The sequence below is a fragment of the Ruegeria sp. BB10 genome (genome assembly GCF_056535725.1).
Genome location: NZ_JBQFIW010000001.1, coordinates 2,786,768 through 2,809,593 on the forward strand (window position 1 = coordinate 2,786,768; position 22,826 = coordinate 2,809,593).

Annotated in this window: 23 protein-coding genes; 10 read left to right on the forward strand and 13 right to left on the reverse strand. The window is 56.2% G+C overall.

The features are described 5' to 3' along the window. Nucleotides 1-14: 14 nt before the first annotated feature. Nucleotides 15-686, forward strand: a complete 672-nt coding sequence (gene msrA, locus ACR3EP_RS14400; RefSeq protein WP_480638473.1) for a peptide-methionine (S)-S-oxide reductase MsrA — start codon at nt 15-17, stop codon at nt 684-686. Here the strand turns inward: msrA and ACR3EP_RS14405 are convergent. Together ACR3EP_RS14405 and ACR3EP_RS14410 are read right to left on the reverse strand one after the other, a co-directional pair. After that, entirely contained in the window at nt 683-1,552 is an 870-nt protein-coding gene (locus tag ACR3EP_RS14405; protein ID WP_480638475.1) for a ribokinase, read from the reverse strand. The genes msrA and ACR3EP_RS14405 overlap by 4 nt on opposite strands. Before the next feature lie 3 nt (nt 1,553-1,555). Continuing rightward, entirely contained in the window at nt 1,556-3,811 is a 2,256-nt protein-coding gene (locus ACR3EP_RS14410; RefSeq protein WP_480638477.1) for an NADP-dependent malic enzyme, read from the reverse strand. 162 nt (nt 3,812-3,973) lie between these two features. Between ACR3EP_RS14410 and mutS the strand changes: the two genes are divergently transcribed. Further along, nucleotides 3,974-6,589: a DNA mismatch repair protein MutS gene (gene mutS / locus ACR3EP_RS14415; RefSeq protein ID WP_480639030.1), complete on the forward strand. Its 2,616-nt coding sequence runs from the start codon at nt 3,974-3,976 to the stop codon at nt 6,587-6,589. 31 nt (nt 6,590-6,620) lie between these two features. Here mutS and ACR3EP_RS14420 read toward each other — a convergent pair whose 3' ends face one another. Then, nucleotides 6,621-7,184: a nucleotide exchange factor GrpE gene (locus ACR3EP_RS14420; protein WP_058283329.1), complete on the reverse strand. Its 564-nt coding sequence runs from the start codon at nt 7,182-7,184 to the stop codon at nt 6,621-6,623. Between the two features lie 10 nt (nt 7,185-7,194). After that, on the reverse strand, nt 7,195-8,259 hold the full coding sequence (hrcA, locus tag ACR3EP_RS14425; protein ID WP_170577965.1) for a heat-inducible transcriptional repressor HrcA: 1,065 nt from the start codon (nt 8,257-8,259) through the stop codon (nt 7,195-7,197). A 112-nt stretch (nt 8,260-8,371) separates the two neighbouring features. On the opposite strand from hrcA, the gene rph reads away from it, so the two are divergent. Genes rph through ACR3EP_RS14445 form a run of 4 tightly spaced genes read left to right on the forward strand, consistent with a single transcriptional unit; the run spans nt 8,372 to nt 11,197 of the window. After that, entirely contained in the window at nt 8,372-9,085 is a 714-nt protein-coding gene (gene rph, locus ACR3EP_RS14430; protein WP_170577967.1) for a ribonuclease PH, read from the forward strand. Further along, entirely contained in the window at nt 9,082-9,696 is a 615-nt protein-coding gene (rdgB, locus tag ACR3EP_RS14435) for an RdgB/HAM1 family non-canonical purine NTP pyrophosphatase (protein ID WP_480638478.1), read from the forward strand. The genes rph and rdgB overlap by 4 nt, the downstream gene beginning before the upstream one ends. Next, a complete protein-coding gene (gene hemW, locus ACR3EP_RS14440; protein WP_480638480.1) occupies nt 9,686-10,840 on the forward strand; it encodes a radical SAM family heme chaperone HemW in 1,155 nt (384 codons plus the stop codon). Before rdgB ends, hemW begins: the two co-directional genes overlap by 11 nt. Before the next feature lie 3 nt (nt 10,841-10,843). After that, nucleotides 10,844-11,197, forward strand: coding sequence for a YbaN family protein (locus ACR3EP_RS14445; protein WP_170349840.1), 354 nt, complete (start codon nt 10,844-10,846; stop codon nt 11,195-11,197). Here the strand turns inward: ACR3EP_RS14445 and ACR3EP_RS14450 are convergent. The 7 genes from ACR3EP_RS14450 to ACR3EP_RS14480 form a co-directional block, all read right to left on the reverse strand. Continuing rightward, complete coding sequence (locus tag ACR3EP_RS14450; protein WP_170361051.1) at nt 11,187-12,080, reverse strand: ParB/RepB/Spo0J family partition protein; 894 nt, start codon at nt 12,078-12,080, stop codon at nt 11,187-11,189. The genes ACR3EP_RS14445 and ACR3EP_RS14450 overlap by 11 nt on opposite strands. 20 nt (nt 12,081-12,100) lie before the next feature. Continuing rightward, complete coding sequence (locus tag ACR3EP_RS14455; RefSeq protein ID WP_480638481.1) at nt 12,101-12,904, reverse strand: ParA family protein; 804 nt, start codon at nt 12,902-12,904, stop codon at nt 12,101-12,103. Next, complete coding sequence (gene rsmG, locus ACR3EP_RS14460) at nt 12,897-13,511, reverse strand: 16S rRNA (guanine(527)-N(7))-methyltransferase RsmG (protein WP_170376533.1); 615 nt, start codon at nt 13,509-13,511, stop codon at nt 12,897-12,899. Before rsmG ends, ACR3EP_RS14455 begins: the two co-directional genes overlap by 8 nt. Beyond that, a complete protein-coding gene (gene mnmG, locus ACR3EP_RS14465) occupies nt 13,508-15,376 on the reverse strand; it encodes a tRNA uridine-5-carboxymethylaminomethyl(34) synthesis enzyme MnmG (protein ID WP_480638482.1) in 1,869 nt (622 codons plus the stop codon). The genes rsmG and mnmG overlap by 4 nt, the downstream gene beginning before the upstream one ends. Nucleotides 15,377-15,388: 12 nt before the next feature. Further along, complete coding sequence (gene mnmE, locus ACR3EP_RS14470) at nt 15,389-16,675, reverse strand: tRNA uridine-5-carboxymethylaminomethyl(34) synthesis GTPase MnmE (protein ID WP_170411128.1); 1,287 nt, start codon at nt 16,673-16,675, stop codon at nt 15,389-15,391. Between the two features lie 30 nt (nt 16,676-16,705). Next, nucleotides 16,706-17,977 (reverse strand): transcription termination factor Rho, encoded by a 1,272-nt coding sequence (gene rho / locus ACR3EP_RS14475; RefSeq protein ID WP_170349552.1) that lies wholly within the window; start codon nt 17,975-17,977, stop codon nt 16,706-16,708. 122 nt (nt 17,978-18,099) lie between these two features. After that, nucleotides 18,100-18,549 carry a CopD family protein gene (locus ACR3EP_RS14480; protein WP_170361059.1) on the reverse strand — a complete coding sequence of 150 codons (450 nt, stop codon included), beginning with the start codon at nt 18,547-18,549 and terminating at the stop codon, nt 18,100-18,102. Between the two features lie 404 nt (nt 18,550-18,953). On the opposite strand from ACR3EP_RS14480, the gene ACR3EP_RS14485 reads away from it, so the two are divergent. From ACR3EP_RS14485 to dnaQ, 4 genes are read left to right on the forward strand one after another with little or no spacing between them, the layout of a single operon-like run. After that, nucleotides 18,954-19,553, forward strand: coding sequence for a Maf family protein (locus tag ACR3EP_RS14485; protein WP_170550320.1), 600 nt, complete (start codon nt 18,954-18,956; stop codon nt 19,551-19,553). Beyond that, complete coding sequence (locus ACR3EP_RS14490; protein ID WP_480638483.1) at nt 19,550-20,383, forward strand: shikimate dehydrogenase; 834 nt, start codon at nt 19,550-19,552, stop codon at nt 20,381-20,383. The genes ACR3EP_RS14485 and ACR3EP_RS14490 overlap by 4 nt, the downstream gene beginning before the upstream one ends. Next, the gene (gene coaE / locus ACR3EP_RS14495; protein WP_480638484.1) at nt 20,380-20,973 is read left to right on the forward strand and encodes a dephospho-CoA kinase; all 594 of its coding nucleotides are present in this window, start codon (nt 20,380-20,382) and stop codon (nt 20,971-20,973) included. Before ACR3EP_RS14490 ends, coaE begins: the two co-directional genes overlap by 4 nt. After that, nucleotides 20,966-21,688 carry a DNA polymerase III subunit epsilon gene (dnaQ, locus tag ACR3EP_RS14500; protein ID WP_480638485.1) on the forward strand — a complete coding sequence of 241 codons (723 nt, stop codon included), beginning with the start codon at nt 20,966-20,968 and terminating at the stop codon, nt 21,686-21,688. Before coaE ends, dnaQ begins: the two co-directional genes overlap by 8 nt. Nucleotides 21,689-21,715: 27 nt before the next feature. Here dnaQ and secB read toward each other — a convergent pair whose 3' ends face one another. Continuing rightward, nucleotides 21,716-22,213 carry a protein-export chaperone SecB gene (secB, locus tag ACR3EP_RS14505; protein WP_170349546.1) on the reverse strand — a complete coding sequence of 166 codons (498 nt, stop codon included), beginning with the start codon at nt 22,211-22,213 and terminating at the stop codon, nt 21,716-21,718. Between the two features lie 64 nt (nt 22,214-22,277). Further along, nucleotides 22,278-22,769, reverse strand: a complete 492-nt coding sequence (locus tag ACR3EP_RS14510) for an FxsA family protein (RefSeq protein WP_170349545.1) — start codon at nt 22,767-22,769, stop codon at nt 22,278-22,280. Between the last annotated feature and the right edge of the window lie 57 nt (nt 22,770-22,826).

Here is a 22,826-nt window from a genome sequence, read left to right on the forward strand (position 1 = left end):
AAAGGAGACCTGCCATGACCCGCATCGCTTTTCTAGATTTTTTCAAACCTACGCTTCAGTTCACGCTGATCGCTCTTGTCGCCCTGCTGCGTGCCGCCCCGGCACCCGCCGCCGGGTCCGAAACCCTGACGGTTGCAGGGGGCTGTTTCTGGTGCGTCGAATCCGATTTCGAATCCGTTCCGGGCGTAACTGGCGCCGTGTCGGGTTTCACCGGTGGCAGTACCGCCAATCCAACCTATGATCAGGTCACCAAAGGCGGAACCGGCCATTACGAGGCGGTTCAGATCACCTTTGACCCGGCCCGCGTTTCCCGTGAAACCCTGCTGAGCATGTTCTTCCGTTCGGTCGACCCAACGGATGCGGGCGGTCAGTTCTGTGACCGGGGTGACAGCTACCGCACGGCCATTTTCGTCTCTAACGTTGGGGAAAAAGCCCTGGCTCAGCAAGCCAAGACAAGTGCCCAGAACGCTCTGGGGCAACAGATCGTGACGCCAATCCTGCAGCAAGGGGCATTCTACCCGGCTGAGGCCTATCATCAGGATTACTATAAGGGGAACAAGCTGGTCCTGACCCGCTTTGGCCCCAAACGCCAGCACAGCGCGTACAAAGCCTATCGCAAAGCCTGCGGCCGTGATGACCGGGTCAAGCAGCTTTGGGGCAGTGACGCACCGTTCGCGGGGTCTTAATCGAGCCGCGCTTCGCGCACCTCTTTGAGATCGGGAATAACATCAGCTGTGCCGTGCCGCGTGACCATCAAGGCCGCGGCACGGTTTGCTTGTGAAATCACCTGTGCCATTGGCATCCCGCGATCCATTCCTGCCAGAACATAGCCGGTGAAAGTATCTCCTGCGCCAGTGGTATCCACGGCCTTTACCTTGTGCGCCGGAAAATCCGTAGCGGCGCCGCGATGGTAATACCGCGCTCCTTTTGACCCCAAAGTGACGATCAAATGCTCGACCTCAAGGTCGGTAACGGATTGCCCGGTTGCCTGCTGTAGTTGTTCAGCCTCGATCTCATTCAGGATCAGAAAATCCAGATACGGCAACACGGCCTGAACAGCGTCAGCCTGGAACGGTGCGGCGGCATAGCAGACAGTCAGCCCCAGATCGCGCCCCATCTTTGCGGCTTCGACCTGTAGGTTGGTTTCGTTCTGCATCACCAGCACATCACCTTGCAGGGCCGAGGACAGCGCTTGCCCCAACTGACCCTGAGTGATCGCGTGGTTTGAACCGGGGAACAGAATGATGTTGTTCTCACCCTGTGCGTCCACCGCAATGATGGCATGACCGGTCGGAACCTCGACTCCAGTGATATGGCGCGTGTCCACGCCATATTCGGTCATACGATCCAGCGCCCAGCGCCCATCCGGCCCCACGGCCCCGATATGCGCCACTTGCGCCCCGGCCCGAGCGGCGGCCACAGACATATTTGCCCCTTTGCCACCCAGATACCGATCCAGCCGATTGGCCGAAAGCGTCTCTCCCGGTCCGGGCAGGTGCGGCACGTCATAAATCATGTCCGCGTTGATCGAGCCGAGGTTCCAGATCGTCATGGCTTAAGCGATATCGCACGAGGCCAGGATGGCCATGTTCAGGATATCATTCGCCGTTGACCCGGTCGAACAGATCTGAATCGGCTTGTCGACACCAGACAGGATCGGGCCAATCACCGTGGACCCGCCCATTTCCTGCATCAGCTTGGTCGAGATCGACGCCGAATGCCGAGCGGGAACGATCAGGATATTCGCCGGGCCGGTCAGGCGCTGGAACGGATAGCCTGCCTGCTGATCCTCGTTCAGGGCAACGTCCACGGTCATCTCGCCCTCGTATTCGAAATCCACTTTGCGCTTATCCAGCACGACAGGCGCGCGGTGCATCTTTTCGGCCCGTTCCGACACCGGATACCCAAAGGTCGAGAAACTGACGAAGGCCACGCGCGGCTCAAGCCCCATATGACGGGCTACGGCGGCTGAGCGTTCGGCGATATTGGCCAGGTCATTCTCGTCCGGCCATTCATGCACAAGCGTATCACCGATCAGCACGATCCGCCCCTTGTGCAACAGGGCGGTCACACCCACCGCACCATGCGCCTTGTCCGCGTCGAACACGTGATTGATCCGGTCCAGCACATGCGCCGATTTGCGCGTGGCCCCGGTTACCAGGCCATCACCGTGCCCATGCGCCAGCATCAGGGATGAGAACACATGCCGGTCACGTGCCGCCAGGCGGTAAATATCCTTGCGATCAAAACCTTTGCGCTGCAGGCGCTTGTACAGGAAATCGGTATAGGTCTCGAGATGCGTGGTGTTGGCGGCATTCACCACCTCCAACTCGCGCACGGCATCGCCCAGCCCGGCCTCTTCCAGCTTTTGTTTTACGTCATCGGGGCGACCGACAACCAGGGCCTTGCCGAAACCAGACCGCTGATAGGTCACAGCAGCTCGCAGTACACGTGGATCGTCACCTTCGGCGAAGATCATACGGCTTTGTGCTTGGCGCGCACGGGCGTTCAGACCGCGCAGGATGCTGGCGGTCGGGTCCATGCGGGATTTGAGGCTCAGCTCATAGGCGTCCATGTCGATGATCGGACGCCGCGCTGCGCCGGTATCCATGCCCGCCTTGGCCACGGCAGGTGGGATACGATGGATCAGTCGGGGATCAAACGGTGTCGGGATGATATAATCGCGACCGAAGGTCAGCGATTTGCCATAAGCCATCGCAACCTCATCCGGCACATCCTCGCGCGCCAGACGGGCCAGCGCATGGGCACAGGCAATTTTCATCTCGTCATTAATGGCACGGGCATGAATGTCCAGCGCACCCCGGAACAGATAGGGGAAACCCAGCACGTTGTTGACCTGGTTCGGATAATCGCTGCGTCCGGTGGCGACGATGGCATCCACACGCACCTCATGCGCCTCTTCTGGCGTGATTTCAGGATCTGGATTGGCCATGGCGAAAATCACCGGGTTGTCTGCCATGCTGGCGACCATGTCCTGCGTAACCGCGCCTTTGACTGAAACGCCCAGGAACACATCTGCGCCGTTCATGGCGTCTTCCAGCGAGCGCAGTTCAGTGGTGACCGCATGGGCCGATTTCCACTGGTTCATACCCTCGGTCCGGCCTTGGTAGATCACGCCTTTGGTGTCGCAGACGATGCAGTTTTCATGCCGCGCACCCATCGCCTTGAGCAGTTCGATACAGGCGATACCCGCCGCACCCGCACCGTTCAGAACAATCCTCACATCCTCGATCTTTTTGCCCGAGATATGCAGCGCGTTCAGCAGACCTGCCGCGCAGATCACCGCCGTGCCGTGTTGATCATCGTGAAAGACGGGAATGTCCATCTCTTCCTTCAGGCGCTGTTCGATGATGAAACACTCGGGCGCCTTGATGTCTTCCAGATTGATGCCGCCAAAGGTCGGCCCCATCAGCTTCACCGCGCGGCAGAATTCATCTGGGTCTTCAGTGTCCAACTCGATATCGATCGAGTTCACATCGGCAAACCGTTTGAACAGGACCGACTTCCCCTCCATTACCGGTTTTGAGCCCAACGCGCCCAGATTTCCAAGACCCAGAACCGCCGTGCCGTTCGAGATTACCGCGACCAGATTGCCCTTGTTGGTATAGTCATAGGCCGTTTCGGGGTTTTCCGCGATTGCTTCACATGGAACAGCGACACCGGGACTATAGGCCAGCGACAGATCACGCTGGGTTGTCATTGGAACCGTGGCCTGCACCTCCCACTTGCCGGGGGTGGGGTCCAGGTGAAAGGCCAGGGCTTCTTCGTCGGTAATTTTCGCTTTGGGCATCTGATATGTCGTTTCTTTACATCTGTTGGGCTGTCGCCTCATAGCGCAGGAAAACGCGCGCCTCAACGAGAATGAGTTTTCGGCTTTTACAGAAGATGCGGGATTTGTAAGGTCGCGCCCGGAACACGCCAAAAGGGGTCAGCCTTGTCCACAGTCACGCCGATGATGGCGCAATATCTCGAAATCAAAGAGGCCCACGCCGATGCCCTGCTGTTCTACCGTATGGGCGATTTCTACGAGATGTTCTTCGAGGATGCCGTCAACGCAGCCGAGGCGTTGGATATCGCCCTGACCAAACGCGGCAAGCATAACGGCACCGACATCCCGATGTGCGGTGTGCCTGTTCATTCCGCCGAAGGTTATTTGCTGACCCTGATCCGCAAAGGCTTTCGCGTGGCCGTCTGCGAGCAGATGGAAAGCCCGGCCGAGGCGAAGAAAAGAGGCTCTAAGTCGGTGGTAAAGCGCGATGTCGTGCGTTTGGTGACACCCGGCACATTGACCGAAGATGCCCTTTTGGAAGCCCGCCGCCACAACTTTCTGGCCGCCTATGCCGAAGTGCGGGATGAGGCCGCCTTGGCCTGGGCTGATATCTCTACCGGGGCGTTTCACGTAATGCCTTTGACAACCGTGCGGCTGAGCCCCGAACTGGCACGGCTTGCCCCGTCCGAGCTGATCGTTGCCGACGGATCGGAACAGGCTTTGCAGGAACCAGTCCGTGATTTGGGAATTTCGCTAACCCCCATCGGCCGCGCCAGTTTTGACAGCACGGCCGCCGAAAAACGTATTTGCGGATTGTTCCACGTGGGCGCTTTGGATGCGTTTGGAAATTTCGGTCGGGCCGAGGTTTCGGCAATGGGTGCCTTGATTGACTATCTTGAGATCACGCAAAAGGGCAAATTGCCCCTGCTGCAGACCCCCTTGAAGGAATCAGAGGATCGCGTTGTCCAGATCGACGCCGCCACACGCCGCAATCTGGAACTGACCCGTTCCTTGTCGGGTGGTCGCGCCGGATCCCTATTGTCGGTGGTCGATCGCACCGTCACTCCGGGTGGGGCAAGGTTGCTTGAACAGCGCCTGTCCAGCCCCTCGCGCAATCTGGATGTGATCCATGCCCGGCTGGATGCCGTAAGTTTTGCAGCTGAGGACAGCTTGATCGCTTCAGACCTGCGCGATGCCCTGCGCAAAACCCCCGATCTGGACCGCGCCCTGTCGCGCCTGTCGCTGGAACGGGGTGGCCCGCGTGATCTGGCCGCCATCCGCAACGGAATGACGCAGGCAGCTACTATTGCAGGTATCTGTGACACACAGGATTTGCCGGTACTGCTGGCCACCGCAGTGCAGAACCTGATCGGGTTTGACGATCTTTTGACCTTGTTGGATGAGGCCCTTGTGGCAGAACCGCCCCTGCTGGCCCGTGACGGCGGTTTCATCGCTCCGGGTTTTGACACGGAACTGGATGAAGCCCGCAAACTGCGCGACGAAGGCCGATCCGTCATTGCGGGGTTTCAACAGAAATACGCAGAACACACCGGCATTGCCTCGCTAAAGATCAAGCATAACAATGTGCTGGGTTATTTTATCGAAACCACGGCCACCCATGCCGAAAAAATGCTGAACCCGCCGTTTTCTGAGACCTATATCCACCGCCAGACCACTGCCAATCAGGTGCGCTTTACGACCGTCGAACTGTCCGAGATCGAAACCCGCATCCTGAACGCCGGTAATTTGGCATTGGAAATAGAAAAGAGGCTCTATCAAAGGCTTTCTGACGAGATTCTGGACCGCGCCGCGCGTCTCAACCAAGCCGCCCGGGGGCTCGCCGAGCTGGATTTGACCACCGCATTGGCCGATCTGGCGCGCGGAGAAAATTGGTGCCGTCCCCAGGTCGACACATCGCGCGCCTTCCACGTGCAGGGTGGACGTCATCCGGTTGTGGAACACGCGCTGCGCCAACAAGGCGGCGATGCCTTCATTGCCAATGATTGCGATCTCAGCGCGGATCAGGGCGCGGCGATCTGGCTGCTGACCGGTCCCAACATGGCAGGTAAATCGACCTTCCTGCGTCAGAACGCCCTGATTGCCCTGCTGGCCCAGATGGGCAGTTATGCTCCCGCTGAACAGGCGCATATCGGTGTGGTCAGCCAATTGTTCAGCCGCGTCGGCGCATCCGACGATCTGGCCCGGGGCCGTTCGACCTTTATGGTGGAAATGGTCGAGACGGCCGCCATCCTGAATCAGGCCGACGACCGCGCGCTGGTGATTCTCGATGAAATCGGCCGTGGCACGGCCACCTATGACGGCCTGTCCATCGCCTGGGCCACGCTGGAACATCTGCACGCCGCCAACCAATGCCGCGCGCTGTTCGCCACCCACTACCACGAACTCACCGCCCTGGCCGGCAAGTTGGAGGGCGTCGACAACGCCACCGTGGCAGTCAAAGAATGGGAAGGTGAGGTTATTTTCCTGCACGAAGTCCACAAGGGGGCCGCCGACCGCTCTTATGGGGTGCAAGTCGCGCAGCTTGCCGGTCTGCCCGCATCGGTGGTGGATCGAGCCCGCGTCGTACTGGACCAGTTGGAAAAAACCGAACGCGAAGGCGGCAAACAAAAGGCGCTGATCGACGATCTGCCGCTGTTTTCCGCCGTTCCGCCGCCCCCGCCACCTGCACCCAAGGCATCGCCGGTCACGGATATGCTGGACGACGTGCTGCCTGATGAGCTGACCCCGCGCGAGGCGCTGGACCTGATTTATAAACTGAAAGAGGCGGCCAGATCCTGACCGCCTCAAAAAAATTTTGTTTTAAAGCCGCTTAGCTTGCAGGTGTCGACGACACACCCACCTGCGCCGGTCGCAGCAGACGATCATGCAGCATGAAGCCTTCGGCCGAGACCTGAATGATATCACCTGCCTTGGTTCCGGGAACCGGTGCTTCAAACATCGCCTCGTGTACGTTTGGATCAAATCGATCACCAACTTCGGGCGTGATCACTTCGATCCCGTGCTTTTGGAACACATCCTTCAGCGCCCGCATGGTCAGCTCGATCCCTTCCAGCAGACCGGCGGCCACTTCTTTTTGCTCATCGGTCGCAGCTTCGAGTGCGCGCTTCATGTTGTCGTAGACCGGCAGCATATCACGCGCCAGTTTCGAGCCACCGTATTGTTCGGCATCGCGCCGCGCTTTGTCGCCACGCTTACGGGCGTTTTCCGCGTCCGCCAGCGCACGCATGAACTTATCTTTGTAATCGTCGCGCTCTGCGCGCAACTCATCCAGTTCTAGCGCTTCGTCGCTGAACTCGGCGATTTCTTCGGCCAGCTCTTCAGCCTCTGCCATTGCGATATTGTCCAGAAAATCTTCGTCCTTGGGCTCTGCCATCTCTTACCCTCTAGCTCCGGTCGGATATCAGCTTGCCGACCAGTTGCGCCGTATAATCCACGATCGGTACGATCCGTCCATAATTCAGACGCGTGGGCCCGATGACCCCGACCGCACCAATTATCTTTCGATCAGCGTTCATATATGGAGACACCACCAAAGAGGAACCCGAAAGTGAGAAAAGTTTGTTCTCAGAGCCGATAAAAATGCGCACACCCTCGCCTTCTTCGGTCAATTCAAGGAATTCCGCGATGTCTCGTTTGCGTTCCAGATCATCAAACAGGGAGCGGATTCGGTCCAGCTCCTCAACTTCACCCGGTTCACCCAGCAGATTCGCCCGCCCGCGCACAATCAGACGGGCCGAGTCGCCTCCATCCCCGTCCCAAGCCGCCATGCCGCTTTCGACCATTTCCCGTGCCAGCACGTCGATCTCTTGTTTACGCGCGTCAATCTGCACCTGCATCTGACGGCGCACTTCGCCAAGCGTGCGGCCTTCGATCAAGGCGTTCAGGAAATTCGCCGCTTCACGCATCGAACTGGGTGTCTGCCCCGGTGGCGGTGTAAACAGGCGGTTTTCAACGTGCCCGTCAGCAAAAACCAGCACCACCAATGCACGGTCATGAGCTAACGAAACAAATTCGATATGCTTGATCTCGGATTCTTGCTTGGGGGTCAAAACTAAGGAGGCACCATGTGTCACGTGTGACAAAGCTGAACCCACACGGTCCAACATCCCGCCTACATCGCCCGCGTTAGAGCCTAATGTTTCATCCAGTTTCTGTCGGTCAGCGGCACCCAGATCACCGACCTCTAGTAACCCATCAACGAACATCCGTAACCCTTGTTGCGTGGGAATCCGACCGGCACTGACATGCGGGCTGTCGAGCAAGCCCAGAAACTCCAGATCCTGCATCACGTTGCGCACGGTGGCAGCGCTGACTTTTTCCGACAATGTGCGGGTCAGGGTGCGGCTGCCAACGGGCTCACCGCTGTCCAAATAGCTTTCGACGATCAGCCGGAACACCTCACGTGACCGGTCGTTCATCTCGTTCAGAATTTTGCTCGCTTCGCTCATCAGCGGTCCCCTGCTGGGCCGTCATTAAATCGCAGGCATATGAAAGGTCAATCGGGGTTGCATCGTAAGCCATGAGGGCGTTATCCCCAACCCAGCAAACAAAGGATTTTCCATGCGACCCTCAGGACGAGATTTAAGCGAAATGCGCGCCGTTTCAATCGAAACGGAGTTCACCAAACATGCCGAAGGTTCCTGCCTGATCAAAATGGGAGACACCCATGTACTGTGCACCGCCACGATCGAGGATCGCGTACCCCCCTTCATCAAAGGCTCGGGTCTGGGCTGGGTTACGGCTGAATACGGTATGCTGCCCCGCGCCACCAACACCCGGATGCGGCGCGAGGCGGCGTCGGGCAAGCAAGGTGGGCGCACCGTTGAAATCCAGCGCCTTATCGGTCGTGCCCTGCGCGCCGGTGTGGACCGGGTTGCCTTGGGCGAGCGTCAGATCACCGTGGACTGTGATGTCATCCAGGCCGATGGCGGCACTCGTTGTGCTTCGATCACTGGTGGTTGGGTTGCACTGCGGCTGGCGGTGAACAAACTGAGGAAGGCAGGAGACGTAATCTCGGATCCGTTGATAGACCCTGTTGCAGCGGTTTCTTGCGGTATTTATGCCGGCCAGCCCGTACTGGATCTGGACTACCCGGAAGACAGCGAAGCCGGCGTTGATGGCAACTTCATCATGACTGGGTCCGGCAAACTGATCGAAGTTCAAATGAGCGCCGAAGGTTCGGTCTTTAGCCGCGCCCAGATGGATCAACTGATGGATCTGGCCGAAAAAGGCGTGGCCGAGCTGGCCGCAGCCCAGAAAGCCGCAACCGCATGACCCGCAAGTTCGACAGCAACAGGCTGCTGGTGGCCACGCATAACAAGGGAAAGCTTGAGGAGATGAAACATCTCCTTGAACCCTTCGGCGTGACCGTTGTTGGCGCGGCTGAGATGGACCTACCCGAACCGGAAGAAACTGAGGACACGTTCGTCGGCAATGCCCGGATCAAGGCCCATGCTGCCGCCCAAGCCACTGGCCTGCCTGCCCTGTCGGACGATTCCGGGATTACCATTGATGCGCTGGATGGCGCTCCGGGTGTTTACACCGCTGATTGGGCCGAAACCGGTGATGGTCGCGATTTCCTGATGGCCATGACCCGCGCCCACGATGAGCTAGAGGCGAAAGGCGCCGCCCATCCCCGCACGGCGCAGTTCCGATGCACTCTGGTACTGGCCTGGCCCGATGGGCATGACGAGGTATTCGAAGGCATCGCCCCTGGTCAACTGGTCTGGCCCATCCGTGGCAAGGACGGGTTCGGCTATGATCCAATGTTTGTCCCGGACGGGTACGACATTACCTTTGCCGAGATGGATCGCTGGGAAAAGAACAAGATCAGCCATCGCGGTCGCGCTGTGGAAATGTTCGTGAAGGGCTGCTTTGGCGGATGATTGGCGCAACGGGGGCTTCGGCCTGTACGTGCATTGGCCTTTTTGCGAGGCCAAGTGCCCCTATTGCGACTTCAATAGCCATGTTTCACGTAATATCGATCAAAAACAATGGCTTAATGCATATTTGGATGAGCTGCGCCGCACGGCTGCCGAAACACCAGGCCGGGTTTTAAACACGATCTTTTTCGGCGGCGGCACGCCGTCGTTAATGGACCCAGACACTGTCGCCGCTGTGATCGATCAGGCCCGCGCCCTCTGGCATCCGGCCAATGACATGGAAATCACGCTTGAGGCCAATCCGGGCTCGGTCGAGGCTGGCCGTTTTGCCGCATATCGGGACGCCGGGGTGAACCGCATCTCGATGGGGGTTCAGGCGCTTAATGACGAAGATTTGCGTCGATTGGGTCGCATTCACACTGTGGCCGAGGCACGTTCTGCCTTTGATATTGCCAGAAATTGCTTTGATAGGGTCAGTTTTGACCTGATCTACGCCCGCCAACACCAAACCCCCGAAGACTGGCGAGCCGAACTGACCGAAGCCCTTTCGATGGCTGTCGACCACCTGTCGCTGTACCAACTGACCATCGAGAACGGAACCGCCTTTGGGGATCGCTATGCCGTTGGTAAACTGCGTGGCCTACCCGAGGATGACAGCGCTGCCGACATGTATTTGGAAACACAGGACATCTGCGAGGCACATGGCCTGCTGACCTATGAGATTTCCAACCACGCACGCCCCAGCGCTGAATCACAGCACAACCTGATCTATTGGCGCTATGGCGACTATGTCGGTATCGGGCCTGGTGCCCATGGGCGCGTCACCTTGAATGGTCAAAAACTGGCTACAGAAACCTACCTGTCCCCAAACGCTTGGCTAACTGCTGTAGGAAAAGGCAGCGGAGAAAAAGAACGCTCGCCCCTATCAGCGCAAGAACAGGCCAAGGAATACCTTATGATGGGGTTAAGAGTTGTGGAGGGTCTAGATATTGACAGGTATAATACCCTGGCAGATCACCCGTTGCCGCAGGACAAATTGGCCGATCTAACAGAATTTGGGATGATCAAACAGACAAATGGCCGATTGATTGCCACCAAAGATGGGCGCGCCGTTTTGAATGCGGTGATCCGGGAACTTTTGGGGTAAATGATGCAATATGTTTGGGCCACCCTGGGTTTGATTTGCGTTGGCTTCGCGGTGGTCGGCATCGTTCTGCCCTTATTACCTACTGTTCCTTTTTTGCTGCTGGCCGCGTTTTTCTTTGCGCGGTCGTCCTCTCGCCTGCACAACTGGCTGATTACACATCGCACTTTCGGCCCGTTGATCGTTGATTGGCAAACGTCCGGCGCTATCCGACCCGGGGCAAAAAAGGCGGCCACCATTTCGGTCGCCGCCGTGTTCGGGCTATCGGTTCTGTTGTCCCTGCCGTCTCATGTCCTGATCATTCAGGCCGTGGTTTTGGGCGCGGTGATGCTGTTTATCTGGACCCGGCCTAACGGCTAAGCTTGGCGCACAGATCGTCCAACTGATCCAGGTTTTCATAGGTCAGCACCACTTGCCCGGTTTCTGTTCCAGCCTTGTGATTGATCGCAACTTTCATCGCCAAAATTGCCGACAGGTCTTTTTCCAAGGCTCGCGTATCAGCGTCTTTACCCGCATCCAGGTTCCGGGAACGCGGGGCAGCTTTCGCCGGATCTGCCTGTTGTTTTTTCACCAGCGCTTCGGTTGCGCGAACCGAAAGCCCATCCCGTACTACGATTTTCGCCAGTTCTGATGGGTTTTCGGCCGTTATCAACGCTCGTGCGTGCCCAGCAGACAGCTTACCTTCGATGACCAGCGTCTGAACGTCCAAGGGCAACGACAGCAAGCGCAATAGGTTCGCAATATGACTGCGGCTTTTCCCCAAGGCTTCGGCCAACTTCTCTTGAGTATGCCCGAAACGGTCCATCAACTGCTTATAGCCAGCAGCTTCTTCGACCGCATTCAGGTCAGCCCGCTGTATGTTTTCGATAATGGCGACTTCCAACACCTCTGTGTCGTCAAACTCACGCACAATAACCGGAATATCATGCAACTGCGCCATCTGAGCAGCGCGCCAACGCCGTTCCCCGGCTACGATTTCATATCCACCATTGCTGATTTCCCTCACAATCAGCGGTTGAATAATGCCCTTTTCTTTGACCGAGGCTGCCAGTTCATCCAATTGATCCGCTGAGAATGTACGGCGCGGCTGGTTTGGGTTGGCCTGCAGCTTTTCAATCGGAACTTTCATGTCTGGACGACGCGGTTCTGTAGTCACCAGACCTTCGGCTTCCTGCGTTACATCTGCCATCAGGGCAGATAATCCCCGGCCCAAACCTCTGGGTTTTGATTTTTTGACGGCCACTGCGCCCTCCTCACTGCCGCTCAGGCAGCGGCATTTTTGTTGTTGTGAATGACTTCACGCGCCAAATGTCGATATGCCATCGCACCCAACGATCCCGAGTCATACTGCAAGACCGGCAAGGCGTATGACGGCGCCTCACTGACCCGCACATTTCTGGGTATCTTGGTTTTAAATACCATCTCACCCAGATTGTCACGTGCATCCTTTTCAACCTGGCGGGACAAGTTGTTGCGGTTGTCATACATGGTCAACACAACACCTTCGATTCTCAGGTCCGGATTCGCAGTTTGCCGAACCTCTCGGATCGTCAACATCAACTGCGAAAGTCCCTCCAGTGCAAAGAATTCACTTTGCAGGGGAACCAGAACGGAATGGGCAGCTACCATCGCATTCACAGTCAGCAAGTTCAGAGATGGCGGGCAGTCGATCAGCACAAAATCAAGCTCAAACTGGTCGATCGAGGTCTGACGCAGGGCGTCATGCAACAAATAGCTGCGTTTTTCATTGGAAATCAGTTCGATATCCGCCGAGCTTAGATCAACGGTTGCCGGTATTACCAGCAACCCGCCAATTTCTGTCTCTTGTACCACAGCTTCAAGCGGTGCATCGTCCAGGATCAAATCGTATGTGGTCCAATCCCTGTCCTCAACACCCAAACCGGTTGACGCGTTCCCCTGCGGATCCAGATCCACCACAAGAACCCTGCTTCCTGCTTCTGCCAAACCGGCCGCAAGGTTGATCGCAGTTGTTGTTTTTCCCACCCCACCCTTTTGATTGGCGACCGCAATTATCCGGGGCCCTGAGGGACGAGACAGATCAACCACGCGATACTCCTTTGATCCTTAGAATAACAGCTTGGGGTTCAGTTAAACTTGTAATCGGCTCACAGTCGAAATTCCATTCCTTGCGCGCGTCATTCAACTCTTTTTTCCAGCTTGCGCCTTTCGGCAACAGCGCCGTACCGGACTCTTTTAAATGCCTGTCACAAAAGGACAATAACGTGGGCAGATCCGCAAGGGCGCGGGCAGACAAAATATCGGCGTTCAACGGATCCACGGATTCTATCCTTTTTGACACAATAGAACAGTTCGCCCCGCATTCCCGTGCAACGCTTCGCAGAAAGGCAGATTTACGCTGATCGCTTTCTACAAGTGTAAATCGCGCCGCTGGCGCTTCTTCTATAGCCATGATCGCGCAAACCATGCCAGGGAACCCACCGCCGCTGCCCAAGTCTACCCAATTATGGAACACATCCGAACACCGGTATACCTGCACTGAATCCAGAATATGCCGTGACCAGATGTCATTCAGGCTGTTGCGCGACACCAGATTTATCTTGGGATTCCAGCGCCGAACCAGCTCTACATAGGTTTCAAGACGGCTAAATGTTTCACGTGAAACATCTAAACCTTTAAACACCTCATAGCTCATGCCTTTCGGACCTTTTGCTCTCGCCTCAACTTGGCCAGCAGTAAGGTCAAAGCGGCGGGCGTCACGCCCTCTACCCGCCCAGCCTGAGCAATATTAATCGGCTTTGCCTCAGACAGTTTTTGTTTCATCTCAGAGGATAGGCCTTCCAACGCCGAATAATCGAAATCGCGCGGTATTTCATAGGATTCATCGCGTTTCATGGCTTCAACGTCTTTTTTCTGGCGCGCAATATAGTTCGCATAAAGCGCATCCCTTTCGACCTGGCTTCGGATATCTTCCTCAATACCTTGCAAACCCGCCTCAAGCGGAATCAGATCATTGAACGTAACATCAGGAAAAGCCAGCAAAGCCATGCCATCTCGGCGATTTCCGTCCTGATTGACATTGATTCCAACTGCACGGACCTCCTTTGGTGTATAAGTCCGGTCTGTCAGAATTGACTTAGCAGCTGTAAGTTTCTCTATCTTTTCATGAAATCTTTCAGCCCGCGTATCACCAACACATCCAAGGTCAATTCCAAGAGGTGTTAATCGCTGATCAGCGTTATCAGCCCGAAGAGACAACCTGAACTCTGCCCGAGAGGTGAACATCCGATAAGGTTCTGCAACCCCTCGCGTAGTCAAGTCATCGATCATAACGCCTATATAGCTGTCAGCACGCGTGAAATGAACGGGTTCCCGATCCAGGACAGCGAGTGCTGCATTCAGACCAGCGACAAGCCCTTGTGCGGCTGCTTCTTCATATCCTGTAGTCCCGTTAATTTGTCCGGCAAGATATAGCCCCGGGGCATCAGGCAAGGACAAGGACGACGTCAGGACACGGGGATCAATATAGTCATATTCAATTGCATAGCCCAGTTGCAGGATCTCCGCCTTTTCCAGACCTTTGATCGACCGCACATAATCATGCTGGACGTCCTGCGGAAGCGAAGTTGAGATCCCGTTTGGATAGATCGTGTGATCATGGATCCCTTCAGGCTCAAGGAAAACCTGATGGGATTCTTTCTCGGCAAACCGAACAATCTTATCCTCAATAGAAGGGCAATATCTGGGCCCGACCCCATCAATATGACCGCCATACATTGCCGACCGTGACAGATTTTTTTCAATTATCTCATGTGTACGCGCATTCGTATGCGTAATTCCGCACGAGATTTGGGGTGCGACAGCTGACTCAGACAAAAACGAGAATAGCGTCGGATCTTCGTCTCCATCCTGCCGCTCTAGATCTGACCAATCAATGGTTCGACCGTCCAACCGGGGTGGTGTACCTGTTTTCAATCGCCCCATTGGAAGGTTTAAGCTGTCCAATCGCTCTGCCAGTTTGACAGAAGGTCGGTCCCCCATTCGCCCGCCGGGTCGGGAAACGTCTCCGATATGAATCACACCGCGCAGAAAGGTCCCGGATGTAAGTATCACGGCCGAGGCATGAATCTCGGACCCATCTGCCAATTGTATTCCGACGATACGAGATCCATCTGTCAGAAAATCTGTGACCTCCCCGACCACCACGGATAAATGCTCTTGCGCCTGTGTCACTTTCTGCATGGCATCACGATACAGTGCCCGGTCTGCCTGAGTCCTTGGGCCCTGCACAGCTGGGCCTTTGCGGCGATTCAGCAATCTAAATTGAATACCGGCCTGGTCCGCAACGCGGCCCATGACACCATCCATCGCGTCGATTTCGCGAACCAGGTGGCCTTTCCCCAAACCTCCAATGGCAGGATTGCAGGACATCACTCCAATATCGGACGCAGACAGCGTCACCAATGCCGTCTCAACCCCCATGCGTGCAGCGGCATGGGCGGCCTCGGTTCCGGCATGTCCGGCGCCAATCACAACAACATCGAACTTTGAATGTTTCACGTGAAACACTCCTTATTTACCCAGGCAGAAACTGGAGAATATCTCATCCAAAAGGTCTTCGACCCCTATTCTGCCGACCAATGTTTCAAGGGCGCGGATAGCCGTCCGCAACTCTTCTGCCGCGATATCATACAGGTCCGGGCCTGATTCCAGAACTGTCATCGCCGCGACCAAAGCTGCCTTGGATTCATTCAGTGCGACTCGGTGGCGTTCACGGGTTGCAATACCATGGCTTGTGGATCTCTCACCCAATACACACGATATATGGGAAATTAGCTGATCAATTCCATGACCGGTTTTCCCGGAAATCCCGCCCTTATCATCCCCGCGCAGGTCAGATTTCGGAAAAAGCTGAATGTCACCTTCGACCATGGGAACACCAAGGTCTGACGGGTCTTCGGTCAGAAATACCCGCAAATCAGCCGCGTCCGCACGTTTACGGGCCAGCTTAATCCCAAGGTTTTCAACGTGATCTTCGGTTTCGCGCAACCCTGCGGTGTCCAGCAAAGTCACAGGCAAACCACCGAGATCCATGCGAACTTCAATAACATCACGAGTTGTGCCGGCATATTCCGACGTGATCGCGGCCTCTCGACCCGCCAACGCATTCAGCAAGGTCGACTTGCCTGCATTTGGAAGGCCAACAATGGCAACTTCGAACCCGGTCCGGATACGTTCGGCAATTTTTACACCGTCCGCTTCGCGTTGCAGGTCTTGCATGACGCCGATCACCAATGTGCAGACCTCAGGTGTCACGTCGGTTGGAACCTCTTCATCGGCGAAATCTATCACGGCTTCCAGCAGAGACGCCGCCCGGATCAGGTCACGGCGCCAGCGTTCGGCCAAACCACCCAGCTCTCCGGCTAAAATGGTCTGGGCCTGTTTACGCTGCGCCTCGGTTTCGGCATCGATCAGATCGGCCAGACCTTCGACCTGCGTCAGGTCCATCTTGCCGTTTTCCAATGCACGGCGCGTGAATTCCCCGGGTTCCGCAAGCCGCAACCCAACCGTATCGGACAAAGTGCGCATTACCGCATTAACCGAAGCCGTGCTGCCGTGTATCTGCAACTCTGCGACGTCTTCACCGGTAAAGCTCGCCGGGGCCTGGAAGGTCAGAACTAAACCATCATCCAAGCGCGACCCATCAGCTGCACACAAAGACCGAACCCGCATACCGCGGGGCGGTAGCGGGCTGCCGGTCAGCTCGGTTGCGGCTGAATGCGCCAAAGGGCCCGAGAGGCGGATGACCGCCACCCCTGCTTTACCCTGGGCGCTGGCCAAGGCGAATATCGTATCCATTCGAAGGCCTCGCGTCGGTTAAGACCTGTATCAGGTATTCATCGAGTCGAAGAACTCACCGTTGGTCTTGGTCTGCTTCAACTTAGACAGCAGGAACTCGATCGCATCAGTGGTGCCCATCGGGTTCAAGATACGGCGCAGAACAAAGGTCTTGGCCAGATCACCTTTGTCGACCAGCAGGTCCTCTTTCCGGGTGCCGGATTTGAGGATGTCGATCGCCGGGAACACGCGCTTGTCTGCGATCTTACGATCCAGAACGATTTCCGAGTTACCCGTGCCTTTGAATTCTTCAAAGATCACTTCGTCCATCCGGCTGCCGGTATCGATCAACGCGGTTGCGATGATCGTCAGCGATCCGCCCTCTTCGATATTCCGCGCAGCACCAAAGAAGCGCTTGGGCCGTTGCAGAGCGTTTGCATCCACACCACCGGTCAGAACTTTACCGGATGAGGGGACCACAGTGTTAAACGCTCTACCAAGTCTTGTGATCGAATCGAGAAGAATAACAACATCTCGTTTATGTTCGACCAAACGCTTGGCTTTTTCGATCACCATCTCGGATACGGCCACGTGACGTGTTGCAGGTTCATCAAAGGTCGAGGACACAACCTCACCTTTTACCGAGCGCTGCATGTCGGTCACCTCTTCGGGGCGTTCATCTATCAGCAGAACGATCAAATAGCACTCCGGGTGGTTCTGTTCGATCGAATGCGCGATGTTTTGCAAGATCACCGTCTTACCAGTCCGCGGCGGCGCCACGATCAAAGACCGCTGTCCTTTACCGATAGGTGAGACCAGATCAATCACCCGGGCCGACTTATCTTTGATGGTGGGATCTTCGATCTCCATCTTCAGACGTTCATCGGGATACAAAGGCGTCAAGTTGTCGAACAGGATCTTGTGTTTGGCTTTTTCAGGCTCTTCAAAATTGATCTTGGTGACTTTGATCAGCGCGAAGTACCGCTCGTTCTCATCCGGTGCTTTGATATCACCTTCGACCGTATCCCCGGTGCGCAGCGAATGCTGACGGATCATATCCGGTGAAACGTAGATGTCATCTGGGCCCGGCAGATAGTTCGCTTCGGGTGAACGTAGAAAACCAAAGCCGTCCTGCAGCACTTCAAGCACGCCATCACCGCCAACGGTCCAGCCTTCATCGGCGCGTTCACGCAGAATCTGGAACATCATCTCGCCCTTGCGCATGGTCGAGGCGTTTTCGATTTCCAGTTCTTCAGCCATCGCCAGAAGGTCTTTGGGGCTTTTGGCCTTAAGGTCAGCCAGATTCAGGGTGTCAGTTGTCATGATATATACCTTCGCCGCAGGCATCGCGGCACGAAGTGGAATTTCAGTACGGAAGATACGCCGCCCGGACGGGCGTGTTGATATCTACATAAGCGCGGCTGACTGCGGAGTCAAACAGGCCCTCAGAATTTCAAAATGACCGCCAGAACGATGGCAACCATTAAAATGGTGGGAACCTCATTCATCATGCGGTACTGGCGCCCAGTGAGCGTATTTCGGCCCTCTAAGAAGTCTTTGCGCCGCGCCATCAGCCAGTGATGGAACCAGGTCATGCCGATCACGGCAGAACCTTTAATCCAGGGCCATGCAAAATCCCAACCGACAATGCCTGGTGTGAATACCATGATCAGGCCACACACCCACGCCACGATCATTGCCGGGCGCATAATCACGCGCAGCAGCTTTTCTTCCATTTCAAAGAAAATGGTTTCGGCACCATCGACGGCTTGCGCCTTTTCTACGTGATAGACGAACAGTCTGGGCAAATAGAATAAACCGGCCATCCACGAGATCACGGCCATGATATGTAAAGACTTCACCCACGGGTAAATCGTGAAAAGAAGATCGGTCATCCTGGCTCCGGGGGTTGCTCGGAACTCTCCCTAATAAAAAAATAAGAAAAGAAAAAGGAAGATGGTTTTGTAGGGTGAACAAAATTCGTGGATTACTTTTTTACACATGTGTTTTCCCCAGGTGGACATTTTTACGCGTCAAAGCGATGATTCTGTTAGTAGTAAAAATAATATAATTAAATCAGTGTGTTAAGGTATGTCTACAAAAGATGCTCTGGGGATAAGTTTCTGAGTATATGTGGAGTTCCCGCTTATCCCGTCATTCCGACTTATCCTTGTCCCGGAAGGACAGCGTTCGAGCGACTCAGGGAAGATCTGCGCGAATATCCCGGGGTTGCGTGTCAATCGGAAAACCATACAAACCATTCAAGAACGCTCAACGATTTGCACACGGGGTTGTCCACATGTCTGTCCCCATCATCCTGGCCTCAGGCTCATCCATACGTGCGCAGCTGCTGGAAAACGCAGGCGTGCCGTTTTCCGTTCAGGTCGCGCGCGTGGACGAGGATACCATGAAACGCGCGTTGCTGGCTGAAGAAGCATCCCCTCGGGAAATCGCCGATGCACTGGCTGAGATGAAGGCGCGCAAGGTCAGCGACAAAAAACCAGGTGCGATGGTTCTGGGGTGCGATCAGGTGTTGGATTTCGACGGGAAGCTGTTGTCGAAACCGGAAACGCCCCAGGAGGCGCTGGCGCAGCTCAAGGCGATGCGGGGCAAGCGGCACATGCTGTTGTCGGCGGCGGTGATCTATCAGGATGGCGAGCCGATCTGGCGCCATGTCGGGCAGGTGCGTTTGCGCATGCGGATGAGTTCGGACGCGTACCTGCGCGACTATATCGACCGCAATTGGGACAGTATCCGGCACGCGGTGGGGGCTTATAAGCTGGAAGAAGAAGGCGTGCGCCTGTTCGCCACCATTGACGGCGACTATTTTAATGTCTTGGGTATGCCCCTGTTGGAACTGCTCAATTTTCTGGCCGTCAAAGGGGTGATCGACCAATGACACATAACCGAATACCGCTGGCCGGAGTAATCGGACACCCGATTGCGCATTCCAAGTCGCCCCAACTGCATGGCCATTGGTTAAAGAAATATGGGCTGGCCGGGCATTACATTCCCGTGGACGTGGCGCCCGAGGATCTTGAGACGGTTTTGCGCACCCTGCCGAAGGCGGGGTTTGTCGGGGCGAATGTGACCGTGCCCCACAAAGAAGCGGCGTTGCGTATCGCCGATCACGTATCGGAACGCGCATCGGTCATCGGGGCGGCAAATACCTTGTTGTTTCAGGATGATGGCACAATCCACGCGGACAACACCGATGGCTATGGGTTTATGCAGAACCTGCGCAGCGGCGCGCCGGATTGGGTTCCGTCGGATGGCCCGGCGGTGGTGTTTGGTGCGGGTGGCGCAGCACGGGCGGTGTTGCAGGGTTTGTTGGACGCTGGCGTGCCCCAGATCATGCTGACCAACCGCACGCGCGCCCGGGCGGATCAGTTGAAAGATGAATTTGGCGACCGCATCACCGTTGTGGATTGGTTACAGGCCGGCAATGTCATTGAAGAAGCTGAACTGGTGGTCAATACGACCTCATTGGGCATGCAGGGACAACCGGAACTGCGGGTGCCCTTGGATGGGTTGCAAGCGGGTGCGGTTGTGACTGATTTGGTCTACGCACCTTTGCAAACGCATCTTCTGAAATCGGCTGAGGAAGCAGGCTGTACCACGGTCGATGGTCTGGGCATGTTGCTGCATCAGGCGGTGCCCGGTTTTGAACGCTGGTTCGGCACCCGCCCCGAGGTGACCGATGACCTGCGCGCGGCGGTTTTGGGATGAGTTTCGCGCTTGGTTTAACCGGTTCGATCGGGATGGGCAAAAGCACCACGGCGCAGATGTTCGTCGAAGAAGGCTGTGCGCTGTGGGATGCGGATGCAGCCGTACATAGACTCTATTCAAGGGAAGGAGCGGCCGTCGGGCCGATGCGCGCTGCTTTTCCAGATGCCATCATCGATGGGTCTGTCAATCGTGACGCCCTGAAACAAGTCATCGCGCATCACCCAGCCGCGCTGAAACAGATTGAGGCCATCGTACATCCGCTTGTTGCCGCAGATCGCGCTACTTTTCGGGAATACGCGACCGCGGATATTCTGGTGTTCGACATCCCCCTGTTGTTTGAAACCGGTGGTGATGCAGCGATGGATGCGGTGGCCTGTGTCTCGATCCCGGCGGATGAGCAAATGCGTCGCGTGATGGCGCGCGGGACGATGACTGAGGCACAGTTTGAACAGATCCGCGCCAAGCAAATGCCGAATGACGAAAAATGTGCGCGGTCAGATTATGTGATCGTGACCGATACTCTGGACCACGCCCGCACGCAGGTGCAGGATGTGGTCAGGCAAATACGGGCGGGGATGGCAAATGCGTGAGATTGTACTCGATACTGAAACCACGGGGTTTGATCCCGAAAGCGGCGACCGGATTGTCGAGATCGGCGCGGTTGAGTTGTGGAATCACGTCGCCACGGGCGAGACCTATCACGTCTATATCAACCCTAAGCGCTCGATGCCCGAAGAGGCGTTTGGCGTGCATGGGATCGGCCCCGACCTGCTGGAAAACCCGCGCCCGCCGGAAAAGGGTGAGGTCACGCTGAAGGACAAGCCGGTCTTTGCCGAGGTGGGTCAGGGCTTTCTCAATTTCATCCAGGATTCGAAGCTGGTGATCCACAACGCATCCTTCGATATGAAATTCCTGAACGCGGAGCTAAAATGGATGGGATTGCCGCAGATCCCGATGGATCAGGCGCTGGATACGCTGGCGGTTGCGCGAAAACGGTTTCCGGGCTCACCTGCGTCACTGGATGCGCTGTGCCGTCGGTTCAATATCGACAACACGAACCGGGTGCTTCACGGGGCGTTGCTCGACTCGGAAATTCTGGCCGAGGTCTATCTGGAACTGATCGGGGGGCGGCAGCCGGATTTCGGCTTGTCCGCGACTGCTTCCTCGGCCGCGGGCGGTCAGGACGATTGGCGCCCATCGGCGCGTTCGACACCATTGGCGTCAAAGATCACCGACGAAGAACGCGCGGCGCATAAAGCATTTGTAGAGAAATTGGGCGAAAACGCCTTGTGGACCCGCGCCTGAGGTGAAACCCGGCGCGGGTCAAATCGATTAGGCGTTCGCCTTCTGCGCTTCGGCTTGACGACGCAATAGTTCGTTGCGGTACAGCGCGACAAAGTCGATATTGTCCAGATTGACCGGCGGATAGCCACCGTCACGGGTGATATCGCTGACGATGCGGCGCAGGAACGGAAACAACATGCGCGGGCATTCGATCATCAGGAACGGATGCAACTGGTCCTCGGCCACGCCTTCGATGTGAAACAGGCCGCAATAGTCGATTTCGCACAGGAACAGAACGTCTTCCAGTCCTTTGGCTTTCGACTTGAGGTTCAGTTTGACTGCAACTTCATACTGATGCTCCGTCGCGCGCTTTTTTGCATCCAGATTCACCTGAACGGCAATTTCGGGCTGAACGTCACCGGACACACCTTTTTGTGCCATCACGTTTTCAAAGGACAAATCGCGGATGAATTGCCCCAGCACTCGCATTTGTACCTGGGGGGCGGCTTGGGCTGCCGTGTTTTCTGCAGCGTTTTCTTCGGCCATGGATCTACTCCAAAAATGAAATTCGACACTGCTTAGCAAGTTGGGCGCGGCACCTCAATGCAGGTCACGGTCCTTCAACCCATTTCGATGGTTTCGAAGGGTCCTGACGGGGCCGAACTTCGGTGAATTCGCCGTCAATCACGTCATCTTGCTCGAATGGTGCAGGACCAGACCGGAACTGTGCCCCATTGCCCATCTGGAACTGGGTGATCGTCACCTTCGATTTCAGGTATCGGAACACGGCCACGCGAATGCCCGGAACAAGCAGCGCAAAGCCGACCGCATCGGTGAAAAACCCAGGCGTCAGCAACAGAACGCCGGACAACAGGATCATCGCCCCATGTGCCAGAGGTTCTGTCGGATCGTCCAACTCGGCAAAGGATCGCTGCAGGTTCGCCAGCGCCATGCGACCTTGTGTCCTGACCAACGCAGTGCCCAGAACAGCGGTCAGCACCACTATTGCAAGGGTTGGCCACAGGCCGATCAGACCACCCACCTGAATGAACAGGGCAATCTCGATGATCGGAACCAATAAAAATGCCAAGAACAGGTACATATGCGTTATCCTTTACCAGTGGTCGGGCAGTGGACTTGCCACGAACTGTCACCTACA

Coding starts and splice junctions, on each gene's coding strand:
- msrA (WP_480638473.1), top strand. CDS start 15: ATGACCCGCATCGCTTTTCTAGATTTTTTCAAACCTACGCTTCAGTTC.
- ACR3EP_RS14405 (WP_480638475.1), bottom strand. CDS start 1,552: ATGACGATCTGGAACCTCGGCTCGATCAACGCGGACATGATTTATGAC.
- ACR3EP_RS14410 (WP_480638477.1), bottom strand. CDS start 3,811: ATGCCCAAAGCGAAAATTACCGACGAAGAAGCCCTGGCCTTTCACCTG.
- mutS (WP_480639030.1), top strand. CDS start 3,974: ATGATGGCGCAATATCTCGAAATCAAAGAGGCCCACGCCGATGCCCTG.
- ACR3EP_RS14420 (WP_058283329.1), bottom strand. CDS start 7,184: ATGGCAGAGCCCAAGGACGAAGATTTTCTGGACAATATCGCAATGGCA.
- hrcA (WP_170577965.1), bottom strand. CDS start 8,259: ATGAGCGAAGCGAGCAAAATTCTGAACGAGATGAACGACCGGTCACGT.
- rph (WP_170577967.1), top strand. CDS start 8,372: ATGCGACCCTCAGGACGAGATTTAAGCGAAATGCGCGCCGTTTCAATC.
- rdgB (WP_480638478.1), top strand. CDS start 9,082: ATGACCCGCAAGTTCGACAGCAACAGGCTGCTGGTGGCCACGCATAAC.
- ACR3EP_RS14445 (WP_170349840.1), top strand. CDS start 10,844: ATGCAATATGTTTGGGCCACCCTGGGTTTGATTTGCGTTGGCTTCGCG.
- rsmG (WP_170376533.1), bottom strand. CDS start 13,511: ATGAGCTATGAGGTGTTTAAAGGTTTAGATGTTTCACGTGAAACATTT.
- mnmE (WP_170411128.1), bottom strand. CDS start 16,675: ATGGATACGATATTCGCCTTGGCCAGCGCCCAGGGTAAAGCAGGGGTG.
- rho (WP_170349552.1), bottom strand. CDS start 17,977: ATGACAACTGACACCCTGAATCTGGCTGACCTTAAGGCCAAAAGCCCC.
- ACR3EP_RS14480 (WP_170361059.1), bottom strand. CDS start 18,549: ATGACCGATCTTCTTTTCACGATTTACCCGTGGGTGAAGTCTTTACAT.
- ACR3EP_RS14485 (WP_170550320.1), top strand. CDS start 18,954: ATGTCTGTCCCCATCATCCTGGCCTCAGGCTCATCCATACGTGCGCAG.
- ACR3EP_RS14490 (WP_480638483.1), top strand. CDS start 19,550: ATGACACATAACCGAATACCGCTGGCCGGAGTAATCGGACACCCGATT.
- coaE (WP_480638484.1), top strand. CDS start 20,380: ATGAGTTTCGCGCTTGGTTTAACCGGTTCGATCGGGATGGGCAAAAGC.
- dnaQ (WP_480638485.1), top strand. CDS start 20,966: ATGCGTGAGATTGTACTCGATACTGAAACCACGGGGTTTGATCCCGAA.
- secB (WP_170349546.1), bottom strand. CDS start 22,213: ATGGCCGAAGAAAACGCTGCAGAAAACACGGCAGCCCAAGCCGCCCCC.
- ACR3EP_RS14510 (WP_170349545.1), bottom strand. CDS start 22,769: ATGTACCTGTTCTTGGCATTTTTATTGGTTCCGATCATCGAGATTGCC.